The following is a 10,752-nucleotide window of genomic DNA, read 5'->3' on the forward strand; positions in this document are numbered from 1 at the left end:
GCCCGGTTCGGGTGTGCGGTCTCTGAAACCGGACCATACAGGGCCGCCCGCGGTTAATCGTCTCCGGCAGTGGTCTTTCCGATCGCTTTGCGGATCTCCCGAAGCGTTTCCTGCTCGGAGAGCGCTCCCGTAAATCCATGCTCCTCGTTGATGACCGTGTGAGGAACGCTACCCACGTTGTATCTCACCACCAGATGGGGGAATTCCGATCCCTCGATCATATCGGCGGTGATGTGATCGCTCGCCATGGCAAAGCGGTGCGCGGCGCGCACGGCACCGGGACAGTAAGGTCAGGTCGGTGATATGATGACCTGCAGATGCACCGGCCGATCAACGTCCCGCAGCCCGGAGAGGATATTTTCGCTCAACCCCGGGGAGCGCCGTCCCGCGTCCATTACATCCTGTATCAGGGTGGTGAACTCGTACCCGGAGGGCACGCCGTAAAACCTGACCCCGTAATCGCGGTCCCCCATCACGATCGTTGCCGGCACCTTGTCGATCCCGTGGCTCGAAACCGCATCCTTGTCCTTGACAAAATCGTACACCTCGAGCGTGAGCCTGTCCGACAGGGCCGTGACCTCCTCCAGGAGCTTCCGTGTCATCTCACAGTACTGGCATTCCATCTCCTGGGTGAACATGACCAGCGTCACCGCTTCCGGCAGGGTTTTCAAAAGCTCCGTCAGTTTTTCCCTGTCCTTGTCCTTCAACAATGCCATGGTGTTCCTCCCTTAGATCAGCCGTTCATCCATCAGGTACTCATAGGCGGACAGGGCCGCCTTGGCCCCCTCGCCCGCGGATATGACGATCTGCTTGTGTGGCACGGTGGTTACATCACCGGCCCCGAACAACCCTTTCACGCTGGTCCGGCAGGCGCAATCGACGATGATCTCGCCCGCGTCGTTCAGCCTGACGAGGTCCTTCACGGAATCGCTGTTCGGCAGGAGACCGATCTCCACGAAGAGACCCGCCGCGTCGATCCTCTTCTCGTCACCGTCATCACGGCCCTTTACCACGACCGCTTCCACCCTGTCCGCACCTTCGATACGGACGACCTCCGTGTTCTCGAGGAAGTCGACACCGGGATAGCGGGACACCCGTTCATACAGCGATCCATCCGCCTGCCACCCCTTCAGAAAATTGACCAGAATGACCTGAGCGCCCACCTTGAGGAGATCGGCCGCCGTGGTAAAGGCCGAATTCCCGCCGCCGGCCACGACCACGCGTTTCTCCTTGAACAGGGGCGCGTCACAGGTAGCGCAATAGGCCACTCCTTTGCCGACCAGTTCCTTTTCACCGGGCACGTTCAGGGAACGATGGCGTTTCCCCGTGGCAACCACAACGGCATGACCCCGGTAGCTCCGACCGTCAGCGGTAATGACGGAAAAAAGGCCTCCCTCTTTTTGTACCTCACGGACGGCAGTGTTCATGCGTACCGAGATGTCGAAGCTTTTTACATGCTCGCCGAACATGCCCGCCAGTTCACGCCCGCTGATACTCTGAAACCCCAGCCAGTTCTCAACGTCGGAGGTTTCCAGCATCTGCCCGCCGAAGTCCTTCGTCACGACGGCCAGGCTCAGCATCTTTCGCGCGGCGTAAATGGCGGCCGACATGGCGGCCGGCCCGCCGCCAACGATGAGAAGGTCATATGTCCGGTCCTCCGCGGGAACCGCCGCGTCTTCGAGCACCGACGTGTCAAGTTCAAACTCGGGAAGGTCCATCTGTTCACTCCTTGCCGGTGTGCCTGCCACCTGTTCCGGGGCCATCAACCCCGGAGCTTATTACATGTAAACGATATCGTCCCAGGGGTGACGGTACAACCCCTGCTTGAGCCGTTTCTGATCCAGATAATGCCCCATAAGGCCGATACTCCGTCCCAGGACGAACAGCCCGTTCAATGCTCCCATGTTGATGTACTCGTCCGCCTCTTCCTTGCCCAGTTCGGCCCGCAGGAGGTCGGCCAGGCAGATACCCGTGCAGCCGTCCACATTGAGAATGAGATTGTCCCGTTTCGCCGTGGTGAGCTTCTCTACCTCAAGGGCAAAATCGAGAATCTTCGTCTCCTTGAAATGCCGCCGCGCGTAACGCTTAACGAGGGTCACCCGCATGTCCGGATTATGTATCGACTTGACGCGATGGCCGATGCCCTGAATATTGACGCCCCGTTTCCGCATGTAGGCAACGAACTCCCCGGGGCTCATCCCCCGGTCGTAGGCGCTGGAAAACTGCTGCGCCGCCCCGTCCATGGCACCGCCGAAGAGGGGGCCGATACAGAGCAGACCCGACGCGAGCGACGAGACGAGGTCCTTTCCGGCCCTGGTGGCAACGATGGTATTGTGAGCCCCCGATACGGCGGGTCCGTGATCGGCGGTCACCATGATGATCATTTCTATGAACTTCGTGGCGTACTCGGGAAGGAGTTTTTTGAACCACAGTATGCTCACGACGCCGCCTATGCCGATGTTGTTCCTGATCACCCGGGAAATAGGCATTTTCCCGTACCGCAACTCTTCTCCCCGATCGTCCGATATGGTACTGACGAAATGGCCCGGCTTTCTCACAGACCCTTCTTTCAGCACCTTGTCGAGATCGATGGGAACGCGGGGGACCTCCTCCTCTTCGCGTGCGGATATGACGCCCCGTTTCCTGAGATCCTGAAAGGTTTCGCGTATCTTGACTCCGAAATCATCGAAGGATGCGGGAACGATGGCTCCCTCTTTTTTCAGGGCCCTGTTCTTGGCATCAGCCGTTTCGACGTCTCTGTCGGCCTTTGCACCGGCATGACCGAACTGTATCTCCGTCTTGAAGGCCTTCGAGCAGGTTCCCGTCACCCAGATGACCAGGGGTTTCGTGATGTCCTTTTTTACCAGCGCCTCGACGATATCGTGTTCATCGCTCCCCCCAACCTCGCCGAGACAGACCAGCATCTTCACGGAGGGATTCCGTTCATATCGAAGCAGGTGGTCAAGCAGGGTCGTACCGGGGTAACGGTCGCCGCCGATGGCAATCCCTTCGTAGAGACCGTCGGTGTTCAGGGCAATGATATTGTACGCCTCGTTCGACAGCCCTCCCGATTTGGAGACGAACCCCACGGAACCGGGCCGGTACAGCTTGGACTCGATAATATTCTCGATGGTCCCTCCCGTGTTGCCGATCTTAAAGGCGCCCGCCTTGACGCCGCCCACCGTCGCCGGCCCGATGATCACTTTTCCCTGTTTCTTCGCCTTCGCCGCCAGCAGCTTCATTGTCCGTTCGGGAACACCCTCCGCTATAATGACGATGGTCCGTATTCTGTCGATCGCGAGGGCCTCCTCCACAGACTGGGCCGCGGAACGAAAGGAGGCGAAACTGATGAGTACGTCGGCTTTCGGGTGTTTCTCCGCCGCCGATTCCAGGGTCATGTGAACGGGGATCAGGATCTCCCGCGCACCGAAGAAAAACTTTTGCAGGGCTTCCCTCCCCGTGGGATTCACGATGGCGGCGACGGAGGGAATGCTCCTCCCCGCCACGTAATCGAAGTCAAGCATTCTCTGCACGGCGTTCGTCTGGAGATTATACACTATCGCCTGTGTCCCGCGATCGAACAGCTCATACTCGGGCCTTCCCGTCCCTTTTCTCATCGGCACCATGTCACCGCCCCCCTTTTAAAGCCATGGCAACAATGTTCGTCATGTGGGTCTCGGGACCATATACATCAATATCGATACCCTCTTCGCTTCCCAAAACCTTCATCCTCCGAAGCCCCTCCTTGTAGTTCGGGCCTCCCCGCCTGACGAATATCCTTATGTTCTGTTTCCTGATCCGGGAGGCGTATTCCCTCAGGGCCCTGATGATCCCCGCAAAGGTCTTTGCCACATCGGTAAAATTGGCGATGCCTCCACCGATGATCAGTATCTTTCCGTCGGGATGTTTTTCCCTGGTCATGAGATCGAGGATGGTCCGGGCATAGAGGTAGGTCGTGTGCTCATCGGGATTCCCGGAATACTCGCCGTAATTAGCCATTTCATCCATATACCCCAGGTCGGTGATGGTGTCCGCGTAAATGACGGATGCCCCGCCGCCGGCCACCATTGTCCAGACCCGCCCCCGGGGGTTCAGCAGGGACAATTTCAGGGATGCCCCGGTCTTTGCGTCGAGCTCCTCGATGAATCTCTCTTCCCGCGCGGGCTCACGCCCGAAGGGTTTGGGAAAGATGATGTTCCCCCATTCCTTTTCGTTGATAAAGGCTGCCGTGTCATCGAGCTTGGCGGCGTAATCGAGGGGTATTACCGTTCTTCCCTTCACCACGAAGGGGTTCATTTCGAGATAGGCGTAGTTGAGATCGCAGTAAAATTGGAAAAGCCCCGTGATGAATGCCGTCATGAGGGACTTTTCGGAATCCGGAAGGTTTTTCAAAAGATGCGTTTCTATTTCCTGAAGCGGCGGGGTTTCACCGATCGGCACAAAGAGCTTTTCCGCCCGCGCGTCGATGTCACCTACATCGACACCGCCCTGATGAAAAAAGAGGATCCGGTCACCTTCCCGTTCCGACGTGAGAGCGATGTACCGTTCGTCACGGGTCTCGTGGGGCAGGAACGGTTCGATGATGAAATGTTTGAGAACGCCCGTCACTCCTTCTATGGTGACGGTCCGGTTCATATTGCCGGCGATCCATTCCTTCGCGGTGTTCCATTCGGCGTCGAGGAGAAGAAGTCCTCCCTTTCCCCGGCGCTTGATCAGCTGGTCCGGCTTGACCACCAGTCGTTTTTTCTCCAGCCACCGGTGACGTGATGCGGCTTTTTCGAGGTCCGTAAAGGGATCCACGGACAGGCATTGTGCCCTGACGGTGAACCGACCGTCGGCGTACCGCTTCATAAGACGGGCAAGCATACTCTTGCCGTCGGCTTCCCTGATGGCCCGCTGTGCCATGGCTCTCCCCCTTTTCGCCCCCCGGCACCTCGCTATCCATCCGATCCGCGGCGCACATCGCAGGGAACAGTGAATGCGAGGGTCCTACAGGGTTTTCCCCAGGTTCTCCTGAATGTGGGCGATGAAATCCTCCGTCGATACCTGCCTGTTGCGTGAATCGGGATCGGCGACCCTCATCAGGTCTCCCGTCATGATACCGCTCTCAACGGTGAACACTGCTGCATCTTCAATTTTCTTCGCGAATTCAAAGAGTTCCGGTGTCCCATCAAGCTCGGCCCGTTTCTTCAACCCGCCCGTCCAGGCAAAGATGAGGGCCATGGAGTTCGTCGATGTCGCCTCACCGGCAAGATGTTTGTAATAATGCTTCTGAACCGTTCCATGGGCGGCCTCATATTCGAAATACCCGCGGGGGGACACCAGGACGGACGTCATCATGGCAAGGCTCCCGTTGGCCGATGCGAGCATATCTGACATGACGTCACCGTCGTAGTTCTTGCATGCCCAGAGCATTCCTCCCTCGGACTTGATGATCCGGGCCACTGCGTCATCGATGAGGGTAAAGAAATATTCTATGCCCCGTTCCCGGAACTTCTCCGTCCAGTGTTCTTCATACTCCTGCTCAAAGATGTTCCGGAATTCGGCATCATAGGTCTTTGAGATCGTGTCCTTCGTGCTGAACCAGAGATCTATCGCCTGATCATAGGCATAGGTAAAGCAGGCAACGGCGAAGCTTCTGATGGAAGCGTCGGTGTTGTGGATACCCTGCAGTATCCCCGGGCCGTCAAAGTCATGAATGACCGTTCTGACCGGTTCCCCGCCGTCGCGGGGGGTGAAGACCATCTCCGCCCTCCCGGCACCGGGGACCTTCATTTCACGGTTCATATACACGTCACCATAAGCGTGCCTTCCGATATGGATCGGTTTCTTCCAGGTCCGGACGGCGGGCCGTATGTTCCCGACCAGTATGGGCGCCCGGAACACGGTCCCGTCGAGGATGCCCCTGATGGTTCCGTTCGGACTCGGCCATTGCTTTTTCAGGCCGTATTCCCTGACCCGGTCCGCGTTGGGGGTTATGGTCGCGCACTTCACGCCCACGGTGTGCTTTTTTATCGCTTCTGCCGCTTCAACGGTCACCCGGTCGTCCGTCTCGTCCCGGTGTTTCAGACCCAGATCGTAATAATCGGTCGTCAGATCAAGGTAGGGCAGCAGGAGTTTCTCCTTTACCATGGCCCACATGATCCGGGTCATTTCGTCTCCGTCGATCTCGACGATAGGCGTCTTCACGACAATCTTCTTCATTCACTTCCTCTCCTTCAGCAGTTGTTCTTCCTTCCCGCGTAGGACAGCATGCCCCCGGCCAGGACGATCTCCCTGGCACGCTCGGAAAGATCGCAGGCAAGGGCATATTCCTCGCCCGTCCTCATGTTCTTCACTGTCAGTGTTTCACCCCGGCTTATGCGCTCCCGGACCAGCGGTATCTCCAGTTCTTCACCCTGGTTGATCGATTCGTAATCGGCCTCCCGGAGAAACGTGAGCGGAAGGACACCGAAGTTGACCAGGTTTGCCGCATGGATCCGCTCAAAGGATTTCGCCAGCACCGCCCTGACACCCATGAACATGGGGCAAAGCGCCGCGTGTTCCCGTGACGAGCCCTGGCCGTAACTGACCCCGGCCACGATGATGTTATGCTTTCCTGAATCCCTGATCTGCCGGGCTCTTCCGTAAAAATCGGGGTCGATCACCTCAAAGAGGAATTCCGAGTACCGGGGTACGTTGGAGCGGTATTTCATGCGTGACCCCGCGGGGATGATATGGTCCGTCGTGATATTGTCTTCCACCTTGATCGTGACGATCCCTGTGATGTTCTCGGGAAGCTCCGTGTTCACGGGCGGTTCACCGATATTGGGACCGCGGTATATTTCTATCTTCTCCGGTTCCGACGGCGGGGAAAGGATCATCGAGTCATCCACGGGGAAGCGGTCCGGCAGCAAAATGACGGGGCAGGGAATGCCGAGCTTTCTCGGGTCTGTCAGGGTTCCGGTGATGACCGCCGCGGCGGCTGTTTCCGGGCTTACCAGATACACCCGGGCATCCTTCGTTCCCGACCGCCCCAGAAAATTCCTGTTGCTCGTCCGAAGGGAAACGGCACCGGTCGCCGGGGATTGACTGTTGCCGATACAGAACCCGCAGGCATTCTCCGCCAGGCGGACACCGGCATCGATAAGGCCAGCCAGTGCGCCGTTCCGGGCAAGCATGGTGACCACCTGCCGGGAACCGGGGGCGAGAACGAAGCTCACGCCGGGATGGACCGTTCTCCCCTTCAGTATCTCCGCCACGATCATCAGGTCCCGGAAGGAGGAATTGGTGCATGACCCCACGCAGACCTGGTTCACCTCCAGACCTTCCAGTTCCTCCACCGTCGCAATGTTCCCGGGACTGTGGGGCGTCGCGGCGAGGGGGACGATCTCGGAGAGGTCCAGGGATACTTCCCTGAAGTAGCGGGCACCGGCATCAGCGGCAAGTTCCCGCCAGTCACTTTCACGGTCCTGGGCTCGAAGGAACTTCAGGGTTTCCTCGTCGCTGGGAAAGATCGAGGTGGTAACACCGCATTCGGCCCCCATGTTCGCGATGGTCGCACGCTCGGGGACCGAGAGGGTTTTCACACCGGGACCTGCGTATTCAAAGACGCATCCAACGTTCCCTTTCGTGGAAAAGATCTCCAAGACTTTCAGGATCACGTCCTTGGCGCTTACCCAGGGGCGCAGGCTCCCGGTCAGGTATATCCGTATCACTTTCGGACAGGTCAGATAAAAGGGCTCTCCCGCCATGGCAAGGGCCACATCAAGACCGCCGGCCCCAATGGCGATCTGGCCGATACCGCCGCCCGTCGGTGTGTGGCTGTCCGAGCCAAGCAGCGTCGTTCCCGGTTTTCCGAACCGTTCCAGATGCACCTGATGACAGATGCCGTTCCCCGCCCGGGAAAAAAGGATCCCGAATTTTGAGGCCACGGTCTGCAGGTACCGGTGATCATCGGCGTTTTCGAAGCCGATCTGTATGGTATTATGATCAATATAGCTGATCGAGAGTTCCGTGCTCACCCCGGCACGACCCATCGCCTCGAACTGCAGATAGGCCATGGTCCCCGTCGCGTCCTGTGTCAGGGTCTGATCGATGTGGATGGCGATCTCTTCTCCCTCGCGGCAGCGTCCCCCGCGAAGGTGACCTTCAAGAATCTTCTGCGTCAGCGTTAGAGCCATGATTCCCTCTTTTTGTTAGTAATTCTGTGAGATTATGGTGGGTTTGGCCGCCGCACCGGGTGTCCTTCGGTCCGGTCGTTCATGCCCATCATTTCAATATCTCCCGTTGACTTTGTCAAGTTTTTTCCGATGTCACCGACAGAGGGACTTCCGACGGCTTCCTTCCGATCATGACGACCAGCATGACCGTCATAAACAGACACCCTGCAAACCATGTCCAGACATGGTGATAATCGCCGGTCGTGTCGTAGACGAATCCCGTGATGGTCGGTCCCACAACACCCCCCAGGGCGGCACACCCCATGACGATCCCGATTATCCTACCGAAGGATTCACGCCCGAAGTACTCTCGGATCAACGACCCCCGGAGGACCGTGATCCCGCCGATGCTCACGGAAAAGAGGACCAGAAAGAGAACGATGCCCACACCGCTTCCCGCTGCGTGAAGGGCCAGAGTGCCGGCGGCCATGGCGATGAACGCGGAGGCCATGATGACACGTTTGGAGAAGATATCTCCCAGCCAGCCGACGGTGAGCCTCCCGGCTATACTGACCAGGGGGATCGCGGCGGCGACAAACCCGCCGGCAGTCCGTGACATGCCGACCGTCGCAAGGTAGGGCATGATGTGGATCACCACTCCCATAAGAACCATGAAACGGATCGCCTCGGCACAACCGAGACACCAGAACCCCCTGACCCGCAACAGGTCACGAAAGGATTTCCCCGAAGCGCCACCGGCCTGTTCCACACCGATTGTTTCCAAAGGAAACGTATCTCCATCGGGGAGCAGGCCGTACGGTTCGGGCCGGTCCCGCACCATCAGAGACAGGGGAATACCGAGTATCCACATACCGAGTCCGAATACAATGACGGCGCTCCTCCACCCATAGGTATCAACGAGCAGAACAACGAAGGGAATGAGCAAGCCCCCGGCGCCGAATCCGGAGGACATTATCCCGATAGCCATCCCGATCTTTCTTCTGAACCACTGGGCCAGGACCGTCGTGGTCACCACGGTGGTGCAGCCGCCGGCACCCAGCGAGATAAGAATTATGGCACCGTAAAACGTGAAAAGGGTATGGGTGAATCCGAGCATGACAAGACCGAGGCCGACGGTAACGGATCCGACGAGCATCAGCTTCCGGGAACCGAACCGATCGACAAGGTATCCTATCACCGGCGCGAGGATCCCCATTTCCAACCCCCTGAGGCTGGCGGCGAAGGACACCTGCGTATAACTCCAGCCGAATTCCCTGACCAGGGGCTCAAAGAGGGCTGTGAAGCCGAAGAAGATGATACTGCTCACATACAGTGCTATGGTGAAGCAGGCGAAAACGATCCACCAGCCGTAAAAAATGGGGATCTTCATATGGTGACGTCCATCCCGTTATCCTCCGGTACTGCGCATGGGGCATGCTCCGGGAAATACTACGGGCTGCCGTCCAAAGCCCCGGCCGGCAGCCCGATCGTTCATCGTCACGAATGTGGACACTGTAGTGCAGGTCATGCCCAAAGACAAGTACTTTTTCCCCGAGCAGGCCGGAGCAGCTATTTCCGGGCCGGACGGTGTGGGACGCGTGGTTATCGCGCCCGCGTCCCTATGACGTGCCGGCATTTTATGCTACACTTCCGCGAAAACATGACGGAAGGAGCACGCCGGGATGAAGGCCATGCTACTGAAGGCGATTCATGATCTGCGAAGGGAGAGGAACCCCTTGGAACCGGTTGAAATGAGCGAGCCGGGCCCCGGTGAAGGGGAAATTCTGATACATGTTCGTGCCTGCGGGGTCTGTCACACGGAACTTGATGAGATCGAGGGACGGACACCGCCTCCTGTCTTTCCCATCATTCCGGGACATGAAGTGGTCGGCCGTGTCGCCGAACGGGGGGCGGGGGCGTCACAACACGAGATCGGGGCCCGGGTCGGTGTGGGATGGTTCTTTTCGTCCTGCGGCCGCTGTTCATTCTGCCGGGAAGGAAAGGAAAACCTGTGTGCCGACTTCCGGGCCACGGGGCGCGACGCACACGGAGGCTATGCCGAATACATGGTCGTACCGGAAACATCCGCCTTTCCCGTACCGGAAGGATTGAGCGACGCCGAGGCGGCCCCCCTGTTCTGCGCCGGGGCAATCGGGTACCGCTCACTGATGCTTGCGGGGATCCGGGACGGCGACTCCCTGGGTCTCACCGGTTTCGGCGCTTCGGCGCACCTGGTCCTGAAGATGACCCGTGCTCTCTATCCTGCCTCACCGGTCTTCGTGTTCGCCAGAAGCGGGAAAGAACAGGAATTCGCCCGTGAGCTGGGGGCCGTCTGGGCAGGGGATACCGGTGATGAATCCCCGGAGCGGTTGCGTGCCATAATCGATACAACACCGGCCTGGAAGCCGGTGGTGGAAGCCATGAGAAATCTCGAGCCAAACGGCCGGCTGGTCATCAACGCGATCCGCAAGGAAGAGAACGACAAGCGCTGCCTCCTCGATATTGATTACCCCACCCATCTCTGGCTCGAAAAGGAGATAAAAAGCGTTGCCAACGTGGCCCCCCGTGACATCGCCGAATGTCTCCGGCTGGCCGCTGACATCCCTCTCAA

Annotated in this window: 9 protein-coding genes; 1 reads left to right on the forward strand and 8 read right to left on the reverse strand. The window is 58.5% G+C overall.

The window, feature by feature from the left end; translation table 11 throughout:
- Positions 1–53 precede the first annotated feature (53 nt).
- The 8 genes from JXO48_08370 to JXO48_08405 all read right to left on the reverse strand — a co-directional run bounded on the left by JXO48_08370 (position 54) and on the right by JXO48_08405 (position 9,531).
- Positions 54–272: a thioredoxin family protein gene (locus JXO48_08370; GenBank protein MBN2283892.1), complete on the reverse strand. Its 219-nt coding sequence runs from the start codon at positions 270–272 to the stop codon at positions 54–56.
- 18 nt (positions 273–290) lie between these two features.
- A complete protein-coding gene (locus JXO48_08375; protein MBN2283893.1) occupies positions 291–716 on the reverse strand; it encodes a thioredoxin family protein in 426 nt (141 codons plus the stop codon).
- Positions 717–728: 12 nt separating this feature from the next.
- Positions 729–1,718, reverse strand: a complete 990-nt coding sequence (locus JXO48_08380; GenBank protein MBN2283894.1) for an FAD-dependent oxidoreductase — start codon at positions 1,716–1,718, stop codon at positions 729–731.
- A gap of 60 nt (positions 1,719–1,778) precedes the next feature.
- Entirely contained in the window at positions 1,779–3,617 is a 1,839-nt protein-coding gene (locus JXO48_08385; protein ID MBN2283895.1) for an ATP citrate synthase, read from the reverse strand.
- Positions 3,618–3,627: 10 nt separating this feature from the next.
- The gene (locus tag JXO48_08390; GenBank protein MBN2283896.1) at positions 3,628–4,905 is read right to left on the reverse strand and encodes an ATPase; all 1,278 of its coding nucleotides are present in this window, start codon (positions 4,903–4,905) and stop codon (positions 3,628–3,630) included.
- An 84-nt stretch (positions 4,906–4,989) separates the two neighbouring features.
- Positions 4,990–6,204: an NADP-dependent isocitrate dehydrogenase gene (locus JXO48_08395; GenBank protein MBN2283897.1), complete on the reverse strand. Its 1,215-nt coding sequence runs from the start codon at positions 6,202–6,204 to the stop codon at positions 4,990–4,992.
- Between the two features lie 14 nt (positions 6,205–6,218).
- Positions 6,219–8,162 (reverse strand): aconitate hydratase, encoded by a 1,944-nt coding sequence (locus tag JXO48_08400; GenBank protein MBN2283898.1) that lies wholly within the window; start codon positions 8,160–8,162, stop codon positions 6,219–6,221.
- A gap of 115 nt (positions 8,163–8,277) precedes the next feature.
- Positions 8,278–9,531, reverse strand: a complete 1,254-nt coding sequence (locus JXO48_08405; protein MBN2283899.1) for an MFS transporter — start codon at positions 9,529–9,531, stop codon at positions 8,278–8,280.
- Positions 9,532–9,823: 292 nt separating this feature from the next.
- Here JXO48_08405 and JXO48_08410 point away from each other — a divergent pair.
- On the forward strand, positions 9,824–10,752 hold a 929-nt coding region (locus JXO48_08410; protein ID MBN2283900.1), incomplete at its 3' end, for an alcohol dehydrogenase catalytic domain-containing protein.

The organism is Deltaproteobacteria bacterium, assembly GCA_016933965.1.
Classification (GTDB): Bacteria; Desulfobacterota; Syntrophia; order Syntrophales; family UBA2210; genus JAFGTS01.